This is a genomic window from Halocatena marina, from assembly GCF_023276375.1.
In the GTDB taxonomy this organism is placed as follows: domain Archaea; phylum Halobacteriota; class Halobacteria; order Halobacteriales; family Haloarculaceae; genus Halocatena; species Halocatena marina.
Genome location: NZ_JALLPK010000007.1, coordinates 1 through 25,517 on the forward strand (window position 1 = coordinate 1; position 25,517 = coordinate 25,517).

35 protein-coding genes are annotated in these 25,517 nt (G+C 54.8%); 28 read left to right on the plus strand and 7 right to left on the minus strand.

Annotation, left to right across the window (positions count from 1 at the left end; translation table 11 throughout):
* Positions 1-718 (plus strand): DUF8128 domain-containing protein (locus MW898_RS25235; protein WP_507237227.1); only part of this gene is annotated, 718 nt, incomplete at its 5' end.
* On the plus strand, positions 715-3,699 hold the full coding sequence (locus tag MW898_RS25240; protein ID WP_248911070.1) for a type IV secretory system conjugative DNA transfer family protein: 2,985 nt from the start codon (positions 715-717) through the stop codon (positions 3,697-3,699). The genes MW898_RS25235 and MW898_RS25240, both read left to right, overlap by 4 nt.
* Before the next feature lie 6 nt (positions 3,700-3,705).
* Here the strand turns inward: MW898_RS25240 and MW898_RS25245 are convergent, their stop codons facing one another.
* The gene (locus tag MW898_RS25245; protein ID WP_248911071.1) at positions 3,706-4,152 is read right to left on the minus strand and encodes a hypothetical protein; all 447 of its coding nucleotides are present in this window, start codon (positions 4,150-4,152) and stop codon (positions 3,706-3,708) included.
* 983 nt (positions 4,153-5,135) lie between these two features.
* On the opposite strand from MW898_RS25245, the gene MW898_RS25250 reads away from it, so the two are divergent.
* Both MW898_RS25250 and MW898_RS25255 read left to right on the plus strand, forming a co-directional pair.
* Positions 5,136-5,963: a hypothetical protein gene (locus tag MW898_RS25250; protein ID WP_248911072.1), complete on the plus strand. Its 828-nt coding sequence runs from the start codon at positions 5,136-5,138 to the stop codon at positions 5,961-5,963.
* Position 5,964: 1 nt separating this feature from the next.
* On the plus strand, positions 5,965-6,564 hold the full coding sequence (locus tag MW898_RS25255; protein WP_248911073.1) for a hypothetical protein: 600 nt from the start codon (positions 5,965-5,967) through the stop codon (positions 6,562-6,564).
* A 4-nt stretch (positions 6,565-6,568) separates the two neighbouring features.
* Here the strand turns inward: MW898_RS25255 and MW898_RS25260 are convergent, their stop codons facing one another.
* Genes MW898_RS25260 through MW898_RS25270 form a run of 3 tightly spaced genes read right to left on the minus strand, consistent with a single transcriptional unit; the run spans position 6,569 to position 7,744 of the window.
* Positions 6,569-7,168 carry a M48 family metalloprotease gene (locus MW898_RS25260; protein ID WP_248911074.1) on the minus strand — a complete coding sequence of 200 codons (600 nt, stop codon included), beginning with the start codon at positions 7,166-7,168 and terminating at the stop codon, positions 6,569-6,571.
* A gap of 1 nt (position 7,169) precedes the next feature.
* Positions 7,170-7,490, minus strand: coding sequence for a hypothetical protein (locus MW898_RS25265; RefSeq protein WP_248911075.1), 321 nt, complete (start codon positions 7,488-7,490; stop codon positions 7,170-7,172).
* Positions 7,487-7,744 carry a transcriptional regulator gene (locus MW898_RS25270; protein ID WP_248911076.1) on the minus strand — a complete coding sequence of 86 codons (258 nt, stop codon included), beginning with the start codon at positions 7,742-7,744 and terminating at the stop codon, positions 7,487-7,489. Before MW898_RS25270 ends, MW898_RS25265 begins: the two co-directional genes overlap by 4 nt.
* A 196-nt stretch (positions 7,745-7,940) precedes the next feature.
* Between MW898_RS25270 and MW898_RS25275 the strand changes: the two genes are divergently transcribed.
* From MW898_RS25275 to MW898_RS25315, 9 genes are all read left to right on the plus strand, one after another.
* Positions 7,941-8,282, plus strand: a complete 342-nt coding sequence (locus MW898_RS25275) for an SWIM zinc finger family protein (protein ID WP_248911077.1) — start codon at positions 7,941-7,943, stop codon at positions 8,280-8,282.
* Positions 8,279-8,509 (plus strand): hypothetical protein, encoded by a 231-nt coding sequence (locus tag MW898_RS25280; protein ID WP_248911078.1) that lies wholly within the window; start codon positions 8,279-8,281, stop codon positions 8,507-8,509. Before MW898_RS25275 ends, MW898_RS25280 begins: the two co-directional genes overlap by 4 nt.
* Positions 8,506-8,730, plus strand: a complete 225-nt coding sequence (locus MW898_RS25285; protein ID WP_248911079.1) for a hypothetical protein — start codon at positions 8,506-8,508, stop codon at positions 8,728-8,730. Before MW898_RS25280 ends, MW898_RS25285 begins: the two co-directional genes overlap by 4 nt.
* Before the next feature lie 112 nt (positions 8,731-8,842).
* On the plus strand, positions 8,843-9,157 hold the full coding sequence (locus MW898_RS25290; protein ID WP_248911080.1) for a hypothetical protein: 315 nt from the start codon (positions 8,843-8,845) through the stop codon (positions 9,155-9,157).
* The gene (locus MW898_RS25295) at positions 9,157-9,351 is read left to right on the plus strand and encodes a hypothetical protein (protein ID WP_248911081.1); all 195 of its coding nucleotides are present in this window, start codon (positions 9,157-9,159) and stop codon (positions 9,349-9,351) included. The genes MW898_RS25290 and MW898_RS25295 overlap by 1 nt, the downstream gene beginning before the upstream one ends.
* A complete protein-coding gene (locus MW898_RS25300) occupies positions 9,351-9,500 on the plus strand; it encodes a hypothetical protein (protein ID WP_248911082.1) in 150 nt (49 codons plus the stop codon). Before MW898_RS25295 ends, MW898_RS25300 begins: the two co-directional genes overlap by 1 nt.
* Positions 9,497-9,667: a hypothetical protein gene (locus tag MW898_RS25305; protein WP_248911083.1), complete on the plus strand. Its 171-nt coding sequence runs from the start codon at positions 9,497-9,499 to the stop codon at positions 9,665-9,667. The genes MW898_RS25300 and MW898_RS25305 overlap by 4 nt, the downstream gene beginning before the upstream one ends.
* 228 nt (positions 9,668-9,895) lie before the next feature.
* Positions 9,896-10,105 carry a hypothetical protein gene (locus MW898_RS25310; protein WP_248911084.1) on the plus strand — a complete coding sequence of 70 codons (210 nt, stop codon included), beginning with the start codon at positions 9,896-9,898 and terminating at the stop codon, positions 10,103-10,105.
* The gene (locus tag MW898_RS25315) at positions 10,102-10,299 is read left to right on the plus strand and encodes a hypothetical protein (protein ID WP_248911085.1); all 198 of its coding nucleotides are present in this window, start codon (positions 10,102-10,104) and stop codon (positions 10,297-10,299) included. Before MW898_RS25310 ends, MW898_RS25315 begins: the two co-directional genes overlap by 4 nt.
* Before the next feature lie 189 nt (positions 10,300-10,488).
* Here the strand turns inward: MW898_RS25315 and MW898_RS25320 are convergent, their stop codons facing one another.
* Positions 10,489-11,061, minus strand: a complete 573-nt coding sequence (locus MW898_RS25320) for a hypothetical protein (RefSeq protein WP_248911086.1) — start codon at positions 11,059-11,061, stop codon at positions 10,489-10,491.
* A 147-nt stretch (positions 11,062-11,208) separates the two neighbouring features.
* Here MW898_RS25320 and MW898_RS25325 point away from each other — a divergent pair, with 147 nt between their 5' ends.
* The 7 genes from MW898_RS25325 to MW898_RS25355 all read left to right on the plus strand — a co-directional run bounded on the left by MW898_RS25325 (position 11,209) and on the right by MW898_RS25355 (position 18,846).
* The gene (locus MW898_RS25325; protein WP_248911087.1) at positions 11,209-11,631 is read left to right on the plus strand and encodes a hypothetical protein; all 423 of its coding nucleotides are present in this window, start codon (positions 11,209-11,211) and stop codon (positions 11,629-11,631) included.
* A gap of 593 nt (positions 11,632-12,224) precedes the next feature.
* Positions 12,225-12,455 carry a winged helix-turn-helix transcriptional regulator gene (locus tag MW898_RS25330; RefSeq protein WP_248911088.1) on the plus strand — a complete coding sequence of 77 codons (231 nt, stop codon included), beginning with the start codon at positions 12,225-12,227 and terminating at the stop codon, positions 12,453-12,455.
* Between the two features lie 348 nt (positions 12,456-12,803).
* Positions 12,804-16,526: a phage/plasmid primase, P4 family gene (locus tag MW898_RS25335; protein ID WP_248911089.1), complete on the plus strand. Its 3,723-nt coding sequence runs from the start codon at positions 12,804-12,806 to the stop codon at positions 16,524-16,526.
* Between the two features lie 5 nt (positions 16,527-16,531).
* The gene (locus MW898_RS25340; RefSeq protein ID WP_248911090.1) at positions 16,532-16,855 is read left to right on the plus strand and encodes a hypothetical protein; all 324 of its coding nucleotides are present in this window, start codon (positions 16,532-16,534) and stop codon (positions 16,853-16,855) included.
* A complete protein-coding gene (locus tag MW898_RS25345; protein ID WP_248911091.1) occupies positions 16,848-17,240 on the plus strand; it encodes a Fic family protein in 393 nt (130 codons plus the stop codon). Before MW898_RS25340 ends, MW898_RS25345 begins: the two co-directional genes overlap by 8 nt.
* 377 nt (positions 17,241-17,617) lie before the next feature.
* Entirely contained in the window at positions 17,618-18,439 is an 822-nt protein-coding gene (locus MW898_RS25350) for a ParA family protein (protein ID WP_248911092.1), read from the plus strand.
* Complete coding sequence (locus MW898_RS25355) at positions 18,439-18,846, plus strand: DUF8160 family protein (protein WP_248911093.1); 408 nt, start codon at positions 18,439-18,441, stop codon at positions 18,844-18,846. The genes MW898_RS25350 and MW898_RS25355 overlap by 1 nt, the downstream gene beginning before the upstream one ends.
* A 19-nt stretch (positions 18,847-18,865) precedes the next feature.
* Here MW898_RS25355 and MW898_RS25360 read toward each other — a convergent pair whose 3' ends face one another.
* Positions 18,866-19,336: a metal-dependent hydrolase gene (locus MW898_RS25360; RefSeq protein ID WP_248911094.1), complete on the minus strand. Its 471-nt coding sequence runs from the start codon at positions 19,334-19,336 to the stop codon at positions 18,866-18,868.
* A gap of 648 nt (positions 19,337-19,984) precedes the next feature.
* Between MW898_RS25360 and MW898_RS25365 the strand changes: the two genes are divergently transcribed.
* From MW898_RS25365 to MW898_RS25380, 4 genes are all read left to right on the plus strand, one after another.
* Positions 19,985-20,836, plus strand: coding sequence for a DUF6414 family protein (locus MW898_RS25365; protein ID WP_248911095.1), 852 nt, complete (start codon positions 19,985-19,987; stop codon positions 20,834-20,836).
* A gap of 234 nt (positions 20,837-21,070) precedes the next feature.
* Positions 21,071-21,733 carry a recombinase family protein gene (locus MW898_RS25370; RefSeq protein ID WP_248911096.1) on the plus strand — a complete coding sequence of 221 codons (663 nt, stop codon included), beginning with the start codon at positions 21,071-21,073 and terminating at the stop codon, positions 21,731-21,733.
* Between the two features lie 316 nt (positions 21,734-22,049).
* Complete coding sequence (locus MW898_RS25375) at positions 22,050-22,511, plus strand: hypothetical protein (protein ID WP_248911097.1); 462 nt, start codon at positions 22,050-22,052, stop codon at positions 22,509-22,511.
* A 429-nt stretch (positions 22,512-22,940) separates the two neighbouring features.
* Positions 22,941-23,486, plus strand: a complete 546-nt coding sequence (locus MW898_RS25380) for a hypothetical protein (protein ID WP_248911098.1) — start codon at positions 22,941-22,943, stop codon at positions 23,484-23,486.
* 6 nt (positions 23,487-23,492) lie between these two features.
* Here the strand turns inward: MW898_RS25380 and MW898_RS25385 are convergent, their stop codons facing one another.
* On the minus strand, positions 23,493-23,798 hold the full coding sequence (locus MW898_RS25385; RefSeq protein WP_248911099.1) for a hypothetical protein: 306 nt from the start codon (positions 23,796-23,798) through the stop codon (positions 23,493-23,495).
* Between the two features lie 134 nt (positions 23,799-23,932).
* Here MW898_RS25385 and MW898_RS25390 point away from each other — a divergent pair, with 134 nt between their 5' ends.
* The 4 genes from MW898_RS25390 to MW898_RS25400 all read left to right on the plus strand — a co-directional run.
* The gene (locus MW898_RS25390) at positions 23,933-24,082 is read left to right on the plus strand and encodes a hypothetical protein (RefSeq protein ID WP_248911100.1); all 150 of its coding nucleotides are present in this window, start codon (positions 23,933-23,935) and stop codon (positions 24,080-24,082) included.
* 2 nt (positions 24,083-24,084) lie between these two features.
* Positions 24,085-24,369 (plus strand): hypothetical protein, encoded by a 285-nt coding sequence (locus MW898_RS25395; protein ID WP_248911101.1) that lies wholly within the window; start codon positions 24,085-24,087, stop codon positions 24,367-24,369.
* Positions 24,366-24,497 carry a hypothetical protein gene (locus MW898_RS25910; protein WP_278000030.1) on the plus strand — a complete coding sequence of 44 codons (132 nt, stop codon included), beginning with the start codon at positions 24,366-24,368 and terminating at the stop codon, positions 24,495-24,497. The genes MW898_RS25395 and MW898_RS25910 overlap by 4 nt, the downstream gene beginning before the upstream one ends.
* Positions 24,498-24,696: 199 nt before the next feature.
* On the plus strand, positions 24,697-25,517 hold an 821-nt coding region (locus tag MW898_RS25400; RefSeq protein WP_248911102.1), incomplete at its 3' end, for a DUF8128 domain-containing protein.

The window sequence follows — 25,517 nt, forward strand, 5'->3', positions numbered from 1 at the left end:
TAGCGCCGACGACACGGCGGAGTTCTTGCGACAGACACCGCTCAGCAACGCTCACAAACCGCCCACTGGCGATGTGAAGCCACCGAAGGCACAGCGCCAAGCGGCGGAGCGAGTTGCGGCACAGAGCCGTGAGCCCGGCTATCGCGTTTCGCTGCGCCTCGTGACGGTCGCAGAAGACGCCGATGATGCGAGGCAATATCAAGAACGGATCGTCGGACAGCTCGAGAACGCGTTTCGCAATCCATCGACGGATCAAGAGATCACGGCGAAGACGCTCACAGAGCGTGGTCGAAGCCAGCTCACGCGAGAAATGAAGAAGCTCGCTGCTCGGACCCCAGTCCGATCGGCTAAATCATGGCTTCAGCGGCTATTGCTGCGGCCACATCGCCGACAACCGATGTTCATGAGCACGTTCGAGCTCGCATCATTGGCCCACTGGCCGACCAAGAATGGTGGCGGAAAGAGTGCGATCGAGTACGCGGCCGTGACCGAGGCAGAGAGCGTCCCGCCAACTGCCCAATCACCGACGGAAGGAGACGCAGAGACGGTCTCAGCGGGCGAACCAGCACAGCCTGAGCCACCTGAAACGGAGCGGGCAGAGCCAGAGCCCACGTCGGGCCCAGAAACTGGGGCACCAGAGCCAGAACCACCACAAGCGGATGCGCCGGAAACTGAACCGGCTCAAACGCCTGATACCGAAGAGGTTGAAAATCGATGATAGACAGATTTCGGAGACTGTTCGGAGGAACAACTGAGCCAGATTCTCCGACAGCACAGCCAGTCGTTGAGTGGCCAGATGAGCTGAAGTGGAAGATCGCGCAACACGCACAGTATCGATGTGCAAGCTGTGGAGTTCCCGAATTCAGAGTTGAATGCCTCTATCTCGTTGAGAGCCACGACGAGGAGAGCGAAGAGGACCACATTCCCGCTTGCGAGGAGTGTCTCGAGCATGTCGATCGAGAGGAGGAAACCAACGAGGAGCATCGAATCCCAACCCCTCCACTTGGCCGGCGAGGGTATCTGATTGATCCGGACGGAGCGAGGAAACTCCGACATCGAAAGCACGGCGAGCAGGAGCTCGTTGCCATCGAGGAAACGCCCGATCCAGACGACGAGAATGACAAGTGGATGGGCGAATATCCCCGACGGAAACTGGTCGAGGAGAAGTATCACCGGCCTCATGCTCCGCTCTGGATCGGTTACGAGAAGCGCGGAAACAAGTTCAAAGAGATCGGCGCAGAGTTCGGGAGCCTATTCAAACACGTCTGGATCAATGGCACGACTGGTATGGGTAAATCCGTCCTCCTGTACAATCTCGGCATGCAGCTCATGTGGGGTGGCCACGGCCTCTGCGTCATTGATCCCCATGATGACCTGATCGATGATCTGCTCCAGGCAGTGCCAGCACACAGGCGTGAGGACGTGATCGTCATCGATCCGGGAGGAGCGACAGATACGGAGAATATGGTCGCTCTGAACTTCTTGGAAGTCGAGCCGGAGCCCGACGAATCCGGCTACCATCAAGCAGTGGACGAACAGGTCGATCTCATCGAAAGCGTGCTACGGGGCGGTGGTAGTTGGGGATCGAGGATGGGACCGATCTGCAAGAACCTCACGCGGAGCATGATCCTCTCGGAGCGCAGCTATACGTTCTTGGACATGCGTGACATCCTGATCGATGAGGAGGCGCGTCAGCGCTTTGCAGCACAAATCACGGACGAGGGATATTCGTTCGTGTCAAAGTATACCCAACAGATTGCGGAGATGGGACGCGATGAGTTGGATTCGCTCATCCGAAAGCTCAATCCGTGGGCACAGAGCCTGAACGTCCGGCATATCGTCGGACATGACGAGTCGAGTATCTCGTTTCACGAGATCGTCCGAGAGCGGAAAATCGTCCTCGTGAAGAACAAAATCGGCAACGAGGAAATGGAGCGATTGATCGCGACGGGCCTGCTGCGCGGGATCTGGCGAGAAATTCAACGGCAGCCAAAAGACGATCGGCAGCCGTTTTTCTTGATGATGGACGAAGCGCACGAAGCCATGTCCGTCGAGATGGACATGGACACGCTGCTAACCGGTGCGCGAAAGTTCAAGTTCGGTCTGATTTTGATGTCCCAATACTTGGGCAAGATTGACTCTCAGAAGGTCAGAGAGGCGATTAAGGAGCAATGTAACACCTTCATCACCTTACGCGTTAGGGGAGATGCAGCCGACGACTTAGCCCACTACTACGGCGGGATCAACCCAGCGAACATCCGGAATATGGGGCAGTATCAGGCGTTGGTCAGTGTTGAAATCAATGGCAATCCCCATGGACCACTCCATGCGCGTCTGCTCGCTCCGTATCCGGGAATCCGAACCCCGGAAGAGGCCGAGGAGTGGATCGAGGAGCCAGCAAAGGTGCGCCACGGCGTCTCGCTGACCGAGGAACCGGCCGACGAGGACGACAAGAAGATTCCAGCTGCGACGGAAGAAGAGGAAGAGGACGATCCTCTCGAGCTCACTGCCAAACGAAAGATGCAGGTGCTGAAGGCGATGCTCGACGAGGCGTTGCTTACTGGAACGGACGGTTCGGTCTTGCTTGAGGACTGCTGGCCTCGGATCATCGACTATCATCCAGAGGGACAGGCACTCGCTCACGCGTCTCAGAAAGGTGCGCTCATTGATTCGATCCCAGCGGGAGAAGATGGGGACATCGAACTCTCGCAGGACGACAGCGGCGACATGTGGGTCCGTGTGACCGCTCAGGGACGCCGCGACATCATGGCGACCGGAACGAGTGCATCCTCCGGGGGAGTGAAACATCGAAAGCTGCTCAAAGACAGCTACGAGCCGCTCACGAAACTTGGTGGACAGGTCCGCCTCCCGGTTCAAAACGGCGACGAAATGCCCGACGGCTCCGTTACTGTCGACACGGCACAGAGGGCTGATGACGATGTCGACACCTCGATCATCGAAGAGCTCACAGGAGGACGAGAGACTGCCATAGAAGCCGAGTCATCGACAGGAGACTCCAAGGCCGGGCAGACTGCCCAAAACGTGGCAGAGACAACTGGCGGCGATCAGCGGTGTCTGCTCCTGTGTCGGGAACACAACGCCGAGAAGATCTGGAAGACGCTCACAGACCCTCCATTTGTGAGCCAATATAGTGACGTGGAAAACGGCGAGAAACGGCTCTATAACCTCGGAAATCTGCATATATCGGGCGAAAAGATGCTTCGTCCGGATACCGCCGCGAATACCGTCTGGATTCACGATCTCGAGACCGACGAATACGTGCTGAAAGACAGCAACGGCACCGAACACCATCGCTTTGGCAACGGACAAGCCGTGATGGAAGACGCCGGAGCCTACCCAGAGACGATGTTTTCGAGCACAACAGACGTTCCAGACGGCTGGAAAACCGTCAAGAAACCATTTATCCCAGACTACGCCTTCGAGGATGGGATTCCCGATCGAGAGGATTGGGAGATCGTCATCGTGCCGGACGCAGCGACCGACCCTGAGGAGCTCTCCATCTACCGCAATGGAGAGAAATTCCCACTCTTCAAAGGTGAAAGAAATCCTCTGTGGGAATCAGATAGAGATGCTAACGACGATACGGGCGCACGTACACAGACGGACACGAGTGAAGAAGAGTCGGGCTTGTTCGATGACGCCCTCGACCGGATCGATGACCTGCCAGACTTCGACTGAGGCCGTCTAAGACGGCGTCTCACCGTTCTCTTTGATCTTCGCTAAGTCATCCACAATCGAGTCCAAAATCGTTCTCAGCTCCCGGTAGCGCTCGTCTTGAGCGGCTTGCTTTTCCCTCAACGCTGCCACCTCCTCCCGCAGATCCTGCACGTCATCGGCCGTCACAGCCGTTGTATGGACATCATCGGCGACGGCCTGGCCCTTAGCTGTGAAAGCGTACACAGCCGCTCCTGGACCCTTACCAGCGTACTCAGTCTCACCGACTGGCTCGAAGACCTCCCACTCGACGAGCGTGCTGAGATGATGCTGCATGCTCCCTTTTGGGACATCTGCGTACTCCCTCAATTCCCGCGAGTTAGCCCTTCCTCCGTGGAAATTCATCGCTTCCACCAGCGCACTCCGCTGTGGGCCGAGCCGATCGAGGAGCTCCTGTTTGGTCTCTGGCTGCTTCATATGCATAATAACGGCTACAATACGATAATATTTATGGTTAAATACACGATACCTTACGAATATATAGGAATACTCTCAGAACAAGCCGAGCATCTCTCCTTGTGGAGAGACGAGAGAGGGGAATTCCTTTTTATTGAGAAATATGAACCCCCCTCTCTACTCCTCCCTATCAACTCTCAATTCTCATAAGAGGGGGAACCCCCCCTTCATCGAATCATCTCAACCCCCCTTTTACTCGAATGGGGACTATCCCCCTTCTTCGAACAATCAACCCCCTTTCTCTTCAGGGGGAAATACCCCCCTAAGTCGAATGATCAAACCCCCCTCTCTCGAACGGGTCCTTGGCCCTCTCTTCGAACAACACAGCCGGCGATCGCCGCGCTATAAAAATATCAAATAATTTTGAGTTTTCATGGCTAATCTGCTGCAATTAATCCTCTGTGGGGCTTTCACAGGAGTTCTCAAGCGGGTATGCGCTCACAGGCATTCAGGCGAGAACTGGCGCGAGAATGGCTCTCGACGCCGATCACAACTGCGCTGAGTGCTGCTGAGATGGCTGAGAGCAGCACGCAGAGAGTGGCCAACACCCTGAATTTCCGACGAAACAAGTGGACACATCACAGCAATCCACGAAACGGCCAAATTCTGGCGGAAGAGAGCCTAAAGAAGTAGATCACACAGCACATTCATCTCCGTCAGTCTATCTGAACGCATTAGTATTTCAGAGCCATTTTGATGAAACTAATCCTCTGTGGGATCTATATACACGCGCTCTCACTCGCGTGCGTACGTGCAGCGCTACAGGACAGTCAATGAGACGAGCAGCGCGCACAGCAGTAGCTCACAAAACAGTCGAATATGAGCAGAACAGCGGCTGAGAGCACTGATCACAACTCATCTCTCTCCTTCCAACAGCCTGTCAGAATACGTTAGTAATTCATAAACATCTGGAGTGCAATTAATCCTCTGTGGGATCTTCACTGATGCTCTCAGACACAAACACGGACGCAAGCACGCACACACCTGCAGGCGCGATCCCGCGCACGCAGCCGTATCGATCCGATAAAGCATTCTTGAGCGCTGTCGAGCCAGACTACGCGCTCATCAACTACACCGACGCGCGGCGACTGCTGAAGCGCGGCGAGACCGCCGACTCGTGGTTTCCCGATCGAACGCAAGTGATCACGACGACGACGGTCAGGGACGAGGAACTCAATCTGATCACCTGGGAACGCGAGCTGGAGCGCGTGCTCGAGTTCGAACCAGATTGGCACATCCCGACCGACTACAGCACTTACGAGGATCAGAACGAAGAGGAGCGAATCACCGCCACACTCGACTGCATGGAGGGATTGCTGTGGATGCAGCGACAGTTACGCGAGCACGGGAGCGAGACTCAGATCATTCCGCTCGTGAAGGGAACCACCGAATTGGAACGACAGGCCTGCTACAACGTGTTCGATGAAGCAGGATTTGATGACCTCTGCGCCTACTACTGCACGCAATATTTCACGTCCGGCAACGGCATTCAGATCGACGAATTGGTTGAGGACGTGCGTGCGCTCGCACGTGAGCAGGACCGCGATATCTTCCTGATCGGCTTGCTGTCGGCTAATTATCTCGGTCGAATGCCCGCACAGGTCACTGCCGCTGCCGGACAAAACGCATGGAGGAAGCCGATCGCACCGACAACCACCGAGGACGAAGAAATCAAACGGCAATGGGACGAGATCGTCGAGGAGGTCGAGGCGGCACTCGACAGTGAGCCGGAGACAGACGAAACTGCCGTAATCGCCACGGAGGAGGCCTAACATGGGCAGTCGATACCAGGGTGCTGACCGATCAACGGGCGGCTATCAAGCGCGGAGTGTGGACGCAGAAGAGCGCGAATCGGAGCGCCAGACGGTCCTCGGCGCATTTGCGGAAGCTGTCGGCGACGAGGGGCTCGGAGACAGAGAAACGACGACCGAAGGAGACGCAGCTAGCGAAGAGACCGTAGAGGAGCAGGGCTCCGCTAAATCCGCAAACTGGCCCGGCGAGGACGGCGCACAAGCTGGGGCTGAGGGACGCTCGCGAGAACAACCAGAAGAGGGCCAATCGGGGAATTGGCCCAACAGACGCGAGAATATCAGCGACAGTGAAGCACGTGGACAAGCGTCAGGAGGCACGCAAACAGTGGTTTCGACGATTCGCTCACGAATCTCGTCTCCGAAATCCATGTCGGTGACCGATCATCGCACGGTTGTCAATCTGCTCGAGCAGGCTCGCGATCGCGGTGCGCCACTCGCTGCCGTGGCTGGCGGCGGCTTCGATGACGAAGTTCACGGCTGGTTATCCACCGTTTCGGGACACGAAGAGCTCACGCAGAAAACGAAACAACGAGCGAAAGACGTCGTCGGCTGGTTCTTCTGATACGCTATTTCTCTCCCAACGCAGCGAGTTGATCGGCGGGATGTGGCCACGGGTAACAGAGCTCCCCGTAGTACTCTCGGATCGTAGAGGGACGAGGCTCGTCTGTACGTGGCTCCAGCAGCGCCTCGACCGGCGCGGAATCTCCGAGTAGTTCGATGGCGCGGCGGTTCGCGTCGTACTCAAGCCGGCGCGATACGGCTGCACTCCACATTTGCAAAGCTGGGAGGAGCAATATAGCCGCGATCAAGAGGAACGCCAGACGCCACAGATCCCACGTGCGCAGCCATTGCAACAACCCTCCTCCTATCACCGCCACTCCCAGCACCATCCCGACGCTCTTGGCGAAATATGACACGAACGTGTGCGGCCCTAAATGATGGCCCAGCTCGTGCGCTACGAGACCGCGGAGTTGCTCATTGTCGTAGCTCTCAAAGACTTCTTCTCGGAGGACGACTCGTCGACGACCCGGCAGCCAGCCGACTGCTTGTCCACCAAGTGCAAAACCGTCGATCATCTCCAGTTCCGGATCGACACAGACTGGTATCTCTGTCTCGTCGAGAACGGGCGCGAGGCGCTCGCGTTCAGCAGTCGTGATCGGGCGCATGTCACTCCTCGCGGCGGATTCGACGCATCTCACGGTGGATCTTCTCGGTGAGTTCCTTGCTCCGAATTCTCTTCATCTCCTCCTCGGCGGTGCGAGGCGCATCCTCGACCGGCGCGCCGTCTGTCGTTACCCCGCCGTCGGTGCGCACTTTCCTCTCGGTTTCAAGCTCCTCGATCCGGTCGTGGAGCCGCTGGATGTGCTTCTCGTGGCTCCAGAGGAAGAACATCCCGCCGAACAACGCAATGCCCGACGTGATGACTTTCAACCACGCCCACATCCCGACGCCCTCCCGAATGATCGGCTCTAACGGGATTGGCGTCATTCTGAATCACCACCGCTATCCTCGACGAGCCACCACAGCGAGCGACCACCTGCCTTCCGGCGACCGAGGCGTCCCTCCTCGTGTAGCGAGATGAGTTTTTGACGTGCAGTCTCGAGCGCACACCCGAGCTCCTCGACCACATCGCTGCTCAATATCACCGGACCGTCGACTGTCTCGAAAACGCCTAGAACGTCCTCATCTGAGTACTCAGGCACGAACTGCCCTGATTCGTTGTGTTCTCTGTCTTGGGCCATATTACACATCACAATAGCCATGCATTTAAACCTTTGGGTGTTACCACTGTGGTCTATCACTGTTATAACACCCAAAGGTTTATAGTGATGGCGCTCTTGGATATAATCAAGAGGAAGGCAGCCGCTCAACGGCGTGATTCACGGAGAATTGCGCCGGGGTGTTGTCGCACCCTGACGCTGGCTTTCTCAGTCGACTATGACAGTTACGAAAGCCACCTCATCGAACGAGGAGCACAGTCAAGAAACCTACGAGTTCACCGCCATTCCACGCGCAGGGAAGATTAACGTCGCTAATCTCTCCCACGGCGCTGAAAAGGCCAAAGAGCACACGTACACGGTCTCAATGGCCGACGGAAGCGCTGTCTCCTGCACCTGCCCGAGTGACAAATACCATTCGGGAAAGTGCAAGCACCGGGAAGCGGTTGAGGGACGCGACGGCTTCGAACGACGGGACAACTGCGACGTGTGCGGAGGGACTGGGGTCAGTCCGACCGGCACAACGTGCTTCGCGTGCGTCATCCCCGGAGGGAAGCGATGACCGACTGTCCACACTGCAGTCGGACACTCGGGGAGACTCAGTATCTCGCCGTTCACGCCAAAGTGTGTGACACGGATGAGGATGGACTGCGGATCGACCTTGCATGTGTCTGTGCGGGCTGTGGTGGGGACATCCTCTTCGAGGATGTTCCGGCCGATGAGGGCCTGATCGGCACTGGCTACCCGGGCGCCGGGACGCGATTCGAGGGAAGGGGGTACCGCGTATGACTGCGCTCACACAACTCGAGCGCGGCCAGCAATTCGATGGACCCGGCGGCACGAGCTGGGAGGTCGTCAAGCCGGTCGATACGATCAAAACGCACGGCGAATCGATCCCGTGCGTCTGGCTTTCTGAGGTGGATCACCCGGAGGAGAATCGGTGGATCGAGTGCGAGACCTTCGTCAACAAAGTCGATAACGGCGATTTTGAGCTGGAGGGAGACCGATGAGCGATATCTGCCGTTACTGCGGGTGTGACGAAGAGGAGCGAGTCTACCAAGGCAGTGATCCAGACACTCGGACTCACGAATGGACAGAGTGCGCCGGGTGTGGGAGGAAAAAATGAGCACCTTCGAGGAGGCACGAGCGCACTACGAACCGCTCGCAGAGGTGTGGATCGGCGAGGCTGAGGACGGACAAGAGCGCCTGTTTGTGGGCGAGATCGATCCGGATCGGATCACAGGGCGGTACGGCTCGGTTCTGCGACGGCTCCCGGTCAAGTCGCGTGGCGCACTCGAACTCATCGAGTGGATCGAAAGCGGACCCGACGAACTCAACCGAGCGATGGAGGCCGAGCTGCCCGGAGCACTCGGCAAGACAGTTGATATCCTCGAATGGTATCCGGCGACTCCTGAGGAACGGGAGGTGATCGCCTGATGGCGTTCTGCGACGAGAAACAGCGCGATAGCTACATGGTCATTCCTCGGATGCACGAGTTCGACACCCGACACGAGGCTGTTGGCGAGCTCGCGAAATACAAGCGAGAGGGGCGTGAGACCTCCCTCGAGAAGCGCGTTGTCGTCGTGAAACAACCCGAGTTCAGCCGGATGCTCTCCGGGGAGGCGCGCTGATGGTCCGCGTGAGTGGGCCGAACGACCGTACGGGCTTCTATCCCGAGAAAATCATCGCTCACCAGACTGATGAGGGCGATCTCGCACTCCTTGGCGAAGAAGGCACGCGCTGGATCATCTCTGCCAATCCCGTGGAGGTCGAGCAATGACGATCGAGCTGTTGCTCCTCGAGCAGGCGAATGTGATCGTGATCGCGTGGGTCGTGTTCACGTGGATGACGTTACAGTTCGCTCGAGGAGCGAGAGCCGCAATCGCCCCAAAACGGCGAGCAGCGACCCCAACTGTCGGGGATGTTCTCCGGAGAATTCGCTCGTGAGCGCTTAGCACGTCTGTGAGGACTGTGGACGCGAGTTCGAGACGGAGGATGGCCTCAACGTCCATCCCTGTGAGGCGCGCTTCTCATCCAAAACTGTCCGAACCGTCCGAGCGCTCCACGATCCGGCGCAACGGTTCCTCGACGAAGACTACTGACGCGGCCGGGTGGCCCGAGGGGTTCGACTCCCTTCCCGCGTTTTGGGTGGCGACCTTACCGCCGAGAACGACTATGACAACAAGCGAAGCAAACGCCGACGAGACGGAGAATAGCTATCTGATCAGCTTCTGGGTTCCAGCAGAGTGCACAATGGAAGTCGAGGCGTCCTCTAAGGAGGACGCAATCGAGGAGGCAACCCATATCGTGGAATATGACAGCTACTACGGGGACGTGTGTCCGGCTGGCGAGGCGAAAAACTTCCACGCGGAGAGACGCCGATGACGACAAGCGACAAAATAGATCAGAAGGTCGAGCGCATCATCTCGACAGGCAACATTCCGACGATCGACGATGGATATGAAAGAGAGCGGATTGTCCGGGGGTTGGATGACTATGCGACTCATCCAGATTCGTCGGAGATCGTTGTTGAGCGGGCTGAGAAAGCTATCGAGCAACTCGCAGGGAACGAACAATGACAAAACGTCCATCAGAACCGACGATTATCAAAGATTGCCCAGAGTGCGGATCGGGGTTCACGGTGATGGGGCGTGGCTACTTCAAGTGCACAGATTGTGGCTACCGAGATGACGACTGGTGCCGCGGATGACGATCACAGACACTCTCGCGGCTGAACCGACTGACTGCGTGCTGTGCGACGAGAGAAATTAGACCTGCACAAACTCGTCGAACGTCCGCTGATTTTCCATTTCTACGTCAATCTCTTCTGATTCTCCCGACTCCTCAGGCTCTTCAGGCTCCTCGGATGACACTGAAGAATAGTCGATATCAGCGAACGTCTGTTGATCCTCATGATCGCCGTCCAGACGGTCGTCGTGGAGATCCTGATGCTCTTTCCGCGTTGCACACAGTATGAGCGCGTCTATCCGGTTGTCCCACGGGAAGGACTCATGATGGATTGCCGCCGCGTCCGCAACCGCCTCAAATCCGTGCTCGGCGACCATCAGCAACCGATGCACACGCACGCGATGGCGGCCGTGCTCCCAGACTTCGTATTTGTCGCACGTACTGAAACGTGGCAAGCGATCCGGAAACAATTCTTCAGCATCCAGTAGACCGAGCTGACAGAGATCGTCACAAATCGCCGTCGTTGAGCAGTCGAACACCTGTGCTAACCGAGAGATCGAGTAACCGTCATCCTCGTAGAGCTTACGAAGCGACGACTCCGGCCGACCGACGGCACCCCAGATCGTCGTCTGTTTCGCATTTGACCCATCCATATTGATGTGTTTTAGAATAAACTATACTATGTATTAAAATTTCCACACGAACGAGAGAGAATTGATTGTCACTACTGCCGCTATATCGCGAATCTCCACTTCCACACACAACTAAACTCATTACGCATCCACATCTGAAGTCGACGTATGAGTGAGAGCACCACCGAAATACCCCATATCACAACATATGATGAACGCGACAAACTACACGAAGAAAAGTATGGAGAAGGAGTACCCTTTGTCTGGATAAATCAAATTCGAGGACGCACGTGGTGTTACGTTATTGCTAGTCTGGAGCCCACAGCGTCACCATCCCGCGCCGAGGATACTGATATTCTCACAGAGGAGGCTGTAGAACAAGTCAACCAAATCTGTGACACGTATATTGACGCTGTGAGAGAAACCGGAAAGCGGCTGTCTACTGGGGCACCTTGCACTAACTATGGCGCGACATTCATGATGTTCCCTGATATGAGACCAGAGGACGCCGAGCCGTTTGCAGAGGAGCTCGCTGACGTGATCTTGGATGAGACCAATCGCGAGAACAAATTGGACAACTTTCTCAATTAGGTTACTCCGGAAAGGTTCATTCTGAGGAAGATTCGGTGCTGAAGATAGAGTTACGATTAATCACCATGAGAGTGTGGTGTGTGATGCCATAGGGTGGTCCACCCTGGTCCACCCTGGTCCACCCCCCCGGTGGACCACCAAAACGCAAGACTGCAATAGGCCATTTCCCTTTGGTCCACCGGTCCACCCTAAAATTCGATATAGCAAAAGTAGAGAGAGTTAAGAAACTAACCACACATGCTATCATAATAAATAAGAAACGAGTTTTAGGGTGGACTGCCGGACCACTCTCGATTTTCCCTTCGCCTTCTTGCGTTTCTTCTGGTCCACCCTACAGGGGGTGGGGGGTGGACCAGGGTGGACCAGACACCTGATTTACCTCAGCCAGTGCTGTGTCAGATTGCAGATGCAGCGAAATCACCACTTTGGGGTGGACCAGGGGGGTGGACCAGGGGTGGTCCACCCCAATCTGCATTATATCAGAAAGCATAGACTAATGAAAACGTTCCACCAATCGCCTGTAACCAATGACCAATAGGTTTATGGTGGACACTAACCAAGAGCTATTTGAAATGAGCATTGCAACGAGGTACATGGACCCGACCGATCTTCGCGATGTCGACTGGCAAATCATCGACCTCCTCCGCGAAGGACGCAACAACGCTCCCAACCTCGCAGAGCGTACCGGTTACACTCGCCAATACATCGCTGAGCGGCTCGGTACCCTCCGTCGAGATGGCATTCTCATCGCTATTGGGAACGGTATTTACGAACTTGATCCGGAGGAAGTGCCAGATCGTGGAGGAATGGATGATGAATCATAAATTCATTTTCGGTGACGGAGGCGGCAAATGTTATCAACCAGCGACGTGAGAAATCTCGCAACGGAGTCTCGCTAAAGTTATGACTCGAAAATTGAATCGATCGGAAAAACCCGGCGACGCGCCTGCCAAGCATGTTCGCCGGGGTTTTTCTGAACAGCGGACACAGACCCTGAGTCGCCCGAACACAGGGCAGTGCCCTGCGGGACTGGTATCGGCCTGTATGTGGTCGTTGTACGGCCATGTTTATTGGTCTTTGCTTCGTACCACCCGCGGTGGTAATCATGCCATTTTCCGGGTAGCTCCGGTCCGTAATCGCCCTACTGGGGAGCGGTCTGTGAAGTAGAAAATTTGTCACATAACACGAACAGCGGACGTGACGGAGCAGAGTGCGACACAGCGTCGAGAGCGGACGTTTTTGATGCGTTCGAGGCCGCGATCGAGTATTTCCACGATCAGCTTGATCGAACGATCAGCGATCACGTGGGCGAGTGTGCACACGAGGGATGTCTCGTCGTTGACGAAGAAGACTGCACCCGCCCTTCGACTGGAAGAGAGTACTTCGAGCGGCGTGGGTGGAGCGACACGACGATCGACGAGTGGAAGCTCGGATACGCTCCGGGTGGCGGTGGACTCGCCGCTCATCTTCGCGATCGTGGCTTTGCCGACGAGACTCTGCGCGCGACAGGACTCTTCACCAAGAATCTGACCGCTCTCTGGCGTGGTCGCTACGTGCTTCCGTATTTCGATGAGGATGGCCGCGCTGTGTACGCTATTGCCCGTACAGCGGGAAAGAAGGGCGGTGGAGCAGCCGGATACGACGGTCACCCGGAGGACTTTCTCGCAGGCAAATACGCGAAAGTCGCACACACGAAAGACCACGTGCCGATCGAGGAGCCGATATTCGGTCGCTCGACGCTCGGTCGCTCGGAGAATATCGTCATTGCGGAGGGGATCGCGGACGCGATCACCGCTTCAGCAGCCGGTTACAGCGTTCTTTCACCGGTTACCACCCAGTTCAAGCGTGAGCATTTCGAGGAGCTCCTCGAGCTCGTCGATGGCGAGGCACAGCGGGTATTCGTCATTCCAGATAGCGAGCGAGCAGGGTTCTCGCGCATCGATTCGGACGATGTACCAGACGAACCGGAGCACATCTACCAAGCGATCAATATTCCCAAAGTATCGCCGGGATTGGGTGGTGCGCTCCGGACTGCGAATTACCTGTGTGAGAATGACGTAGACGCGCGTGTCGTCGAGCTTCCCCGCGCTGGCTTGCGAAAAGTCGACCTGGATGACTACCTCAACAACGGCTGGGCGGACGATCTCGATGTTGTGCTCCGCGCAGCACACCCACCCGCAGAGCATTCGGACTTCGAAGCCGCAACAGAGGGACAATCACTCACGTCTAGCGACGATGGTCAATCGTTTTCGAACGGGATTCCGGAGGATCGTCCGGACACTGATAGCGACCTCGCAGCCTCCCGTACTGACGGGATGTCGGCGCTGTGGGACCTCTCGCTTGATGATGTGAACGATGATCTCGAAGAAGGCCATCGCTCGAAGAATCCTCTCGGCCACACCGGAGACAGTGAGAATTACTTCCATGTCTTCCAGCCAGAGGAGGATGCTGACCTTCTCGCGGTGGATTACAAACGAAAGGTACGGTACAACGGTCTCACCTATTTGCTGGTCGAGGAAGAGGTTCGCGACGTCGGCTCCCCTGAAGGATCACTATCGCCGGAAGAGACGTGGAAGGCGTGGAGCACAGCCCGTGAGCGGGGATTACTCGGTTTCGACGACACAATTCCCTCCGCTGCTCTCCGCTATATCGCCGATGATTTGGGACTTTACGACTTCTCCGTTCTTCCTGATGATCTGGATGAACTTCCCGCAAAAGCACACAACGCAGCGCTCGCGTGGGTGAAAAACTCGTGGTGGGACGACGAGGATGAAGAACCGACAAATCGGCAGTACAAGGCTAAAGATCCGGATTCAGTGTGGTCTTGGCAGGATGTCCGATACATCTACGAAGAGAGTCAGGAGCAAGGTCGCTATGCGTCGAGACGACTCCTCCGGTCAAAATACGACTTCATGACGATCGCGAATTCGAACGCCTTGCACGTCTATGACGAGGAAACTGGGATGTTCACTGACAATCTCTCAGAGATCAAGGGAGAGATTTCAGATGGGTTGAAGGTCTACTGGTCGTCACATGAACTCTCGGAAATCAAGGAAGGACTCAAACAGCACGATATTATCGAACCACGCAAGTTGAACGCGCGACTGGGGTTCGAGAACCCACATATCTGCGTCGAGAACGGCGTTCTCGACCTCTTCGACCGAGAGCTGAAGCCCCATTCTCCCGAGTACCGCTTCGTTGATCGCGTCCCGGTGACGTTCGATAAAACCGCCGACACAGCCCCATACGAATCCTTCCTTGACGATCTTACTCGGCGGAAAGAGGACAAGCTAGCAATGATGGAAATGGTCGGTCACGCGCTCGTTCCGGACGCCAATGAGCGATATAAAAATTTCCTCATCTTACATGGTGCGTCGGACAACGGCAAAACCGAATTCTATGACCGGGTGACGGACTTGCTCTGTGGCTGTGACGGTGAGGAGGACAATGTCGCGAACGTCAAGCTCGAAAAGCTCTCTTCAAACCGATTTTCGAAAATGTCCATCTACGGCAACATGGCCAACATTGCTGGGGAGATCGACGGGAAGAAAATTCGCAAAACGGCCACTCTGAAGGATATTACGGGTGGTGACCGGACAGAGCTCGAGCCCAAGGGATCTGAGTCGTTCTTCGATGCGATTAATGCCACTATCATGTTCGCGGCGAACGATCCACCGATCATCGGTGTGCGGGATAAATCGGCGATCTCGAAACGTATCGTTCCGATCGAGCTGCCTTACACCTTCGTCAACAATCCGAGTGGCGAGTGGGAGAAACAGAGACTCTCCTCACGGGAATTGGACGAGCAACTCGCCACCGACGAGGCGATGAGTGGATTTCTGAATCTCGCACTCGATGGGATCGAGCGCCTCGAAGCCAACGGCGATGTCTCACTCCCTGAGAGCAAGCAAGAGCGGCTTGATCGGTATGAAAGTGCCGCAGATCCGATGGCAGAATTCGCCAGCGAGTGCTTGACTTCCCATCCGAGCGATTACATCGTCAAAGACGATGTAACGGCCATATTCAAGGAATACGCCGCGGCGACCGGCCACGAAATCGGAGATGATGTTCACGATACGCTTCACTCGATCGTCAAGGGATATCCGTCTCTCTCACCAGGGGAGAGTCGTCCCCGTTCTCCTGATTATGCCAAGACAACGCTGCCACTTCGTCCGTGGGACGGACGCAAACGAGTGCTCAGACGTATCACTCTCACCGATACCGGACTTAAGCACGCGCGTGCGGCGGGTCTCGTTGTTGATGAGGTGGATACGACCGAGCGTGAGGAAGACGAAACTGGAATTGAGAGTCTCGAAAGGGGAGATCGAGTCATCTTGAGAACAGTCTGCAAGAGTGTCTTAGATCCCAAACCGTGGCTTGACGGTGAGGGAGTGTTTGTGATGGAGGACGGTGAGAAGATCGGCTATGTCGAGCGCGGCGAGCTGCCCGAGATCGAGGTCGGCGTTGAGTATCGGCTGACTGATGCAGTGGTGACGACGGACGACGACGGCGCGATGATCCTCGAACTTCGCGAGGGAATGACGGCGATCGAGGCGGTCGCCAAACTCCCGAGTAATCAGGAGACGGTTGATCAGGCCGTCGCGGATGGTGGGGCTCCAGACGACGCTGAGAGTGACACAGAGCCCGAGGAGACAGATGATGCTGGTGAGCCGGTTTCAGATGATCCAGAAACGGAACTGGGAGACTTGCTTCCGCGTGCGCTGATGCACGTGCGGGATAATCACGACGATCGTACGAAGGGAATCCCGCATCACGAGCTAGTCGAGCATCTCAAAGAGCACGGAGCGACCGAGGGCCAACCCCAGCGCACGATCGAGAAACTACTCTCGCGTGGAGAGATCAACGAGCCGGAATTCAAACACTACAGAGCCTGAGATCCATGATAAACGAACCTCAAATCGAGAAAATCCGATCGATGCCCGTCCCGTTAGATGTTGATGTCCCATCGGAGGGTGACCTCCGTCAACCGGCTGCCCCGATAGCACTGCCCTGTCACGGTCCGGACTGCTCTAAGATCGTTGTGACACACGCGACCGAGGAGGATGAAGCCGTGACGCCAACGATCGAAATCCGCCGTATTCATCCAGTCACCGGGGAACAGTGCCGTTCGACGTTCTGGTTCTGCTCGGAGGACTGTCGATCAGCATTCGTCGAGTCAGAAGATCGTGAGGTAGAGCTCGTCGGCGAGGATACCGATGAGTGACGCGGATTTACCCACGTCTGAGGACGTGCTCGCCGTCCACGAGGAGATCGAGGAGGAATTCAACATGAAGTACACCGGGACACGTGGAGCCGCGCCTGAATTGAAGCTCAAACGGATCATCGAGCACGCCGATGAACGCGTCGATCGCTACGCACGCGCCGCCAGTCTCCTCCGCAATATCATAACGGCGCACGTCTTCGAAGACGGCAACAAACGCACTGCATGGGCGGTTACGAACGCCTACCTCGAACGCAAGGGTACAACCCCTGCTGCTACCGGGATGTCAGCAGAACGCGTTCTGAAGCGCATACGTCGATTCGAAGTGGACGAGATAGCCGACTGGCTTGAGACCGGCGAGATCGACGAGGAGCGGTTACACCCGTGACGGCGAAGATTGAATACGATCAACAGACTACATCGAGACATCATGAGTAGCAAAACGCAGGATTTCAACCGGGACGAGTCGTATCGGGAGCAAGCTCGACGGATTATAGCCGAGCAGCGCGAGCTGTTCGACGCATTGTCCTGAGTAGACAACTTTCTAAGATTCCGATGTTCTCTCGCGAGACGCTCATTAACCTCCTTAGCGTCGGGTGAGCGTCTGGTCATTTCCCGATTATTGAGCGCTTTCCCCGGTCGAAACAATAATATGGTACGCATGAGATATACTATACGTCTTAGACGGGTGATAGAGATGAAGTATATGATCTGTATGAACCGTATGAGACGGATGAGACAATGACATTGAGAGTATCAATTTCGATGCAGAAAGGAGGAGTCGGCAAAACAACGACCAGCATCAATCTCGCTGCTGCGCTGGCGAATCGCGGGCATGACGTGCTTGCGATCGACGCTGATCCGCAGGGCGCACTGGCGGTCAAACTTGGTCTTCGTGATGAGTATCTCGGAGCAGACCACGCACTCTACGATGTTCTCCTCGACGACGGAGACCTCGAGTACGAGGACCTCGGCCAGCTCATCATCCCCAGTGAAGACATCCCCGTCGAGGACGGCCACCAACAGGAGCAGTTCGATGTTATTCCGAGTCACATGCGGAACTTCCGACTGGAACGTGGCCTGAACCTCTCACGGCGAAGCGAGGAGAGCTTCCGGATTGCGCTCGATCGTTCGGCCCTCGATTCCGAGTACGACTTCATCTTGATCGATACACCCCCGAATTTGGGAACACTTGCTGACGGGGCGTTGCTCGCAACGGAGAACGTGATATTTCCGATCCATGCGAACGAGATTTCGAAGCACAGTCTCAATCTTCTCTTCGACGAGATAGACACACTCGAAGATGAGTTCGACGAGTACGCTATCCGAACCGTTGCTGGCGTACTGAATGAACTCGAAAATGATTCGGTGTCGTCTTCGATGGGAGACTGGTTTACCGAGACGTTCGGCGAAGACAGCATCTACAAAATTCCAGATCTGAAGGCGGTCGAGCACGCGATTGGCTATCACGCCTCCGTCTTTGGGTATGTCCCCGAAGCGGGAGAATACACATGGGACGATGATCCAACAGAATCGCTGCGCGATCGCTACGACCTGCTCGCACAGCACATGGAGGCTTACCGCTGATGTCCGATCGCAGCCAGGACGAGCTCCGGCAGCGCTTCAATCGGACGCCTGATCGGGATGGTGATGACGACGGGAGTGATGATACCTCTAACACCTCTGGGACCTCTAATTCCTCTAAGACGGGTGGGACAAATGAGACATCTAAGACGGATAAGACCGAGCAATCCCAAAGTGAGTCGTCCGTAGACAGTGACGGGCTGAAAGAGCGCAAGCAGGTCGCTATGTACCTTCCAGCTGATCAGCGCAGTGATCTCGTTGACTTTTACGAGGAGCTTGATGCACGCTCGACGCTTGCTGGGGAAGGTGGGTTAGAGAAGAACCGGGAGTTCTACGAGGGGATGGTCGAGTTCGTGCTCAACCGTCGCGAGAAGTTCGCAACCTCTCTCGGAATTGAGCTTGACGACTGATTGAATGGATTTCTTCTGGTTAGAGTGGAAGTGTGACCCCTGCCACTGTGCTCCCGATGAGCACGAAATAGCCGATCGTCAATTCGAACACGGTTACGAGGATTGTCACAATACTAGCAAACCGGTTGGTGACCTTGACACCGAACGGAAAATTCCATTCGTCCGTGGATAACGGATAGAAGAGTGCGATCCCTCGCTTTGACCCAAGGTAATCGAGGACGAAGTGTGTGAGCACACCAATCCAGACGTATTGCAGATTACCGTACACAAATGGGAACGCTGCGAAAACAGCCAGCACAAAGACATTGTGGAGGGTTTTGCGATGTTTGCCGAATTCTGTGTCGATGTCGGGGACGAGTGCGCCGAGTGTGACTGGGATTGCGACTGAGAAAACCGAGTGAACCATCCATTTGTCCCCCGTCGGGGAGAGGAGCACGCCGACCCCAATGCCGATGAGCACTCCGTTGATGATATGTTCTCTCTTATTCACTGTAGTATTAACTGAATTATGGCTAATAATCAATGTGTGGGCGTCAGATCGAGCGTCGTGCTGGAGTCCGCGCGTCTTACCAACGAATCGTCTTCTGTTGGAGAGCATTCCTTGGTAAGATCCATTTCTCAATCCAGTAGTGAACGCCTTAGAAGCCTGTTTTCAATCCCCATCTTCTCAGAGGCCGAGAGCGGGCGCTGAAACGATTTTATTTTCCCGAGACCCATGGGTCCGAGATGGAAATGAAATGGATTCTATGGGGCCGGTTTCTGGGTAGTATCGGTGTTCGAGCTGAATCAGTCATCATGATCACGTCGATTCGTCGAGAACCACCAACTTCTCATGATAATGAGAGAAAGCGACTGCTCAATGCTCAGAAAGTTGATCGGACCTTAGGTAACAATCGGGCCTCGTGTGAAGGTCGCCTGTTACCTAAGGCGCTCATGTGATGTCCGAGACTCCTGTAAAGTTAGATACGTACAAAGGAATAGGCAGTGCACTCAGAGTGCAGCAGTGTCCATTGCATAGAGAAATCGGGATAAATACAGGGATCGATTTAGAGTACTGCAGTTTCGGAATGATATCATAGTTATTCTTATCGACTAACCAAATCAGAAAGCATATATGTAGTTGATATAACTCCATAGCATGGTTTCGATTGTAGATGCACCCGAAGTTATTTACACAAATGATCAAATCATTAACCGTCTGTTTAATTATTTGAATGAGGGGGATATTAAAGAAATAGTTGAGCGATCGCTTGATTCTGATACCACTGATAAAAGTGGTGGGTTGAATAAAATTATCCGTCTTATATATTCTCGTTCATCGACTGATGAAGAGGAATCAGAACTGATCCGTGAATTCGACTCAATCGGGAAGTTCGCTATCCTGCACGGAATCCTCAAGGAGGAAGGGGATATCACGCCTTTTGAGGAAATCGGTGAAGACGATCGAAATGAACTTGAAGAAAACGGCTTCGTTCACGCAAAAGGACGAATCAATGCCTCTCCGATCAATGATCTTCAGAATCTGATCGAGGATATGAAGCCGTATTTTGATATATTCAATTCCGATATGAAGTTTCAGGACCAGGACCAGGATCAGGAGTTCTCTCTGTCGGATATTCAGGACTTTCTCAACGAACTAAACTCTGGGGAGAACATCTATACAGTCAACACTTCAACCGACTCATTGAATGCAAATGTCGTGTTCTCATTGAGCGAGGGGGAATTAGAGGGACAACTGTCGAAGTACACGGAGTATCACGTTCTTGGGAGGATTGAGCACGTGTATGGCCGTGGGGAAGAGGAGTGGCTGATGAATGTGATGGATTTGTTGCCCGAAGGTGACAGAGATGCTCGGCGGAATAGGCGGATGTTCCTCAGACAAATGGTTTCGAGTACCTCTGATTTGCTTGATCGGAACGTCACGGAGGACGACTTTAAGATAGGATACCCGGATGTCCGTATCCGACCGGTTGCCATTTATCTATTGTAGAGTCGACGTTGAAGTAGCTCATAGGGCCGCTTCGCTTATAGAGTCGATAATATTCTCTTTGGTGGGTGCAGCGAAGTATGCCTCAATCGCGGTGAGAACTCATGTGATATCCGAGACTCCGGTGAAGCCGGTGATGTGGGCTGTTGGCATGGTCTAAAACTATAGTTTTACGCCAGACTGGCGTAAAGGGGGGTAGCTTTAAGTCAATGGAGGGGGTGGTACAAAGTGGGACGAATGACGGGGACGACTGCACTCTATTGTCGAGTATCGACAGCCGATCAGGATCTATCTCGCCAGCGCCAGATCACCAGCGAGTACGCGACCGATCGCCTCGGTGTGGAGCCAGCCGAGATCGAGATGTTCGTCGATAAACAGAGCGGGACGAACACCGACCGGGATGGATACCGCGATCTCATGTCCGCGATCGAGGACGGGGAGATCTCGCAGGTGATCGCGTCGGAGGTCAGCCGAATCTCCCGATCGGTGCGTGACTTCTCTGCGACGGTCGAGCGCATCGTGGATGAGCACGGCGTCGGGCTGCACATCCTCGATATGGGGATTGCGCTTGATCCCAACGACTCTGACCCGTACACGCGGGCGTTTCTGACCGTGGCTGCGACCTTTGCGGAATTAGAGGCAGAGATCAAACGCGAGAACGTCCGTGAAGGGATCGCTGCTGCGCAGGAACAGGGACAATGGCACGGTCGTCCACCATTCGGATTCGATGTCGGCGCAGAGGGCTATCTCACGCCGAACGAAGACTTTGAGAAAGCGGTCGTGGTGCTTGATGAACTCGATAAAGGTGCGAGCAAGCGACAACTTGCTCGGTCGCTTGGCATGTCCCGATCAACGGTTCGGAAAATCGCAGACAATCGCGAGCGATACACATCTCAGTAGTTCGTGTTTTTCTTAGAGATTCACGCAATCCTGTCTTTCTTTTCGTTCAGACCAATCCGTGAGGGTACCGTATTTGGCGGATAGAACGGTTACTGCCGTCGGACGTTGCAGGGTTATGTAGAAACACGCAATTGGCCGGGAGTGGTTCGAGCAAAAAAGAACGCTACTCGTCTTCTGGCCGTTCGTAGAAGCCAGCAATGTTCACCTCCTGATTGTCAGTCGCGAGCTCGCCCACTCGGCTATAATCTTCCAATAGTGTAGAAAAACCATCTAGGTACGAAAAGTAATTTCAATCCTCTATAGAATGCGTCATACTATGGTTTCGCCACATTCCAAATGGGAAGATCAGGAGTGGGGATTCACCGCGGAGATTGGTGACGACTTCACGAGTGAGGAGGTGCGTATCACGGTAATGCCGGTAAGAGCTCGTTTTAGCGGTGGATCTGCGCTCGTGCAGTCTGTTGAGCGCGGTAGTGAAAACGGCTATTCGATCGTGGTTGAGGTTGGAACACCGGGATACGGCACTCACGACGATATAATCACATTCGGTGATGAGCGTTTGGCGTGGGAATTTGCCCACCTTCTCACCCATTATCTTGTTCACGATGGCAGTCCTGCGTTGGCGGTGGGCAACCTAACGCATAATGACCCAACTTTGACAACCGAAAAACAATGGGTTCCCAATCGGCTCATTGAAGATCTAAGCGCCGTAGAGACATTCGAAAAACTACTTTCTCCTACTCCACTTCCCGTAGGAATGGCTGACGTATTGGAGTGATTTATAGTTTCAAATGTGTATAATGACGCGAAAGCAGCCAACTGATCGACTCGACATCCTTGTGTTCAAAGAGTGATAGATGGACGATATAGCGCCTACTGTACCTTTCTGGCACCCCTTCCTTAGCTCTCCTTACTCCGACTAAGTCGAACTTAGCTGAGCTTAGTATAACTTAGTTTAACTTAGTAGATGAGTGATATTAAGTTCATGGAGGATATAGCAAATGTGTGTATGAGTCGGAAAAACACAATAAAATATCAATTCACGATTAATCGTGAGACGTGGGAAGAGTGGAAACAGACAGTCCCGAGAACCATATCTCTGGACACGCGGATCATCGAGCTAATTAAAGCGGATTTGGAGCGTCGCCTATAAAATCCACGAGGATAGAGCACCCAGACTGATTATCCCACAGCAATCATCAGTGGCATGACCGATCCAATTCGAGAAGAGTTGGCTAAATCCCTCCACGCTTCCACGCTGGGAGAAGGAGTGGCCTGTGACTATCACCAACGGCCGAAGGAGCTCGAGACTGATGAATCGGTGCTGTGCGAAGCGATCTGGTTGATCGATCATCCCCAGTTGCGGCTCGATCAGTGGCCCAACCATTGGGGCATCGATGCTGCTCGATGCTCCGATCACGCTGTGGGCGAGATCGTGGCACCGACGCGGGGCTTCGAGGAGGCATTGATCAAGATCCCGCTCACGGAGTCGAACAACGTTGTAAGCGTCTCGACGCCCGAGGTTGATGATGTGACCGTGCTCGGCTATTCGCCAGCCTCGAGAGGCACGCATCCGATGCTGATCGATCAGCAATTCACGGATGCAAGCGAGCCGAACGATCACGGCGTTTTTCGCTGGACGCGGGTTCTCGGAATGTTAGACGCAGAGCCACCTGAGCCGCTCCGCAAGCACATTGAGAACCTGATCGAGCGCTCAGTAGAGGTTCCAGAAGCCGTTGAGAAAAAGATCTGAAAAACGCTATTCGCTCTCGTCGAGGATCCGCGTCATCATCTCATTGAAGGACTCTCCCAGCTTTTTTCGCTCGTTGAGCCGCTCCCACGTCTCGTTTTTCACCGCTAAGCTCTGGTGGTCCGGCAGTTCGTAGAACCCAGAGTGGATGATTTCTACCAGTTTTAACTTGTCGAGAATATCGATGCGTTGGTAGATATATTCGCCCGTCACATCAAGTTCGTTAGCCAGATATTGCCGGGTACAGCGCCCTTCTTCAAGCTTATCAAGAATTGCTTCGTCAATATCGCGGAGATCGTGATCGTCGCGACCCATTGCATCCCAGTCTCGTGTGCAGTGACTCATGATTACCGATTGGCGCTGTACAAACATCAAATTGTGGTATACAAATATTGTTGTAGTGTTTGCGTCCCACAAATTATTAGGTGTTGGAGCGTGTAGTAGTGTGTATGAGTGGAAATCACTCAGTAACCGAGTCGAAAAGCAATCGAGTGTTCGCGCGAGTGTTCGATGGAGACGAGCATATCGCGGACCTGCGGAAAGAGGACCTGGTAGACGACTTCGTCGAGGATCCAGCCTTCGATGTGGAGGTCGTATAACGATGTCGAGCGACATCGAACAACGCGCTCACGTCTGGGTCGCGAGACATGACGACGGGCGATTTAACGACAAGATCGTGATCGAGGATAATGAAACGCTTGCGGAGACTCATCCAGGTATAGCGCACTCGAGCACTGCAGATGTGGAATTGGTCGGCACGTTTGCAGAGTTCCGAGAGCGTGCCCCCGATCTCAATCTAAACCTCCCGAAGACGCTGCACATGCCCGCACGGATTTGTGAACCGATCGACGACTTCTGGCAAATAATCGACGAGGCGAGAGTATGATGGATATCTGGGCTGTCGGGCTGCTGGGCTTGATCGGGCTCGTTTATCTGGCGGTCGGGTCCGTTCTACGCGAGCTTAACGCGAAGATCGAGCGGATTGAGGCTTCTATCGACGACACGACCCAATAAACCGTGTGAAAAGCAGGGCTATTATTCTTCACAATTTCCATACCGCAATTCTCCTATAACAAATATTATATCAAAGTTTGCTTGCCGCAAACTCTTAGGTGCTGGGAGATGTATGTAGGATAAATGGATCCAGAAAGAGCCGTCAGGTCGCCCAATTCGGACGGAACACACAAGAGTCAGCCACGAATGTCATTGAGACATGTCACTCCCCGCCCCAAAAAAGGACGACGAGGCAAGGCCTCCTGCTCGTCCAGGACCAGGGAGAGGTCGCATGGAGCGAGTCATGGACCGGATTAAGGGCTCTGCTCTCCACGTCGACGAGGAGCTGTTTGACACGCTCTGTGCTGCACAGGAGGGGCTGTGGACCGTTGTTGTGCGTCCACCCGAAAACAGCGGGAAACATCCACTGGAGACCGCTGAGCAACTTCTCGCCGATATCCATGGACAGGTCGGATGGTGCAGTTTCGAGATCCATCAGCAGCAAGATGGAGTGATTGAGTTCCACGTGGTGACCGAGACCGAGCAGCTAGCCGAGTGGCTGCTCACGTACGTGAACTCCTCGACGGAGGCACGAGCGACCGAGATCACGCAGGCCTCACTCCCGGTTACGCCCGGACAGGCTGCTTCTGTGGCACAGCTTGAGTATACCCGCGACTTTCTTCTTCCTCTGCACAACGCACGATCGGACGGAGCGACTAGCGACGATCCGTTCCGGTCGTTGCTGGATCTGATGGCAGAGTCGTGGGGCGATCACGGCGTCATTCAGACGGTTGTGGAGCCCGTTAACCAGTCGTGGACGACGCGACTGGCACGGGGACCGGTGCTTGGTCATCGCTGGGACCGGCGTGCCGACGTGGCAGGAGCTGCGCTTCTCTCGGCAGCCGTGATCGGTGGATGGCTGTGGATCAATCACTGGCAGATAGCGGCTCTCTTCCCCCCAGCAACGTATTGGCTGGTTGGTGTCTGTGCGATATTCTGGTTGTTTGCTGTGCTTGGAGCGGGACTGCTCCCGTGGGTCTA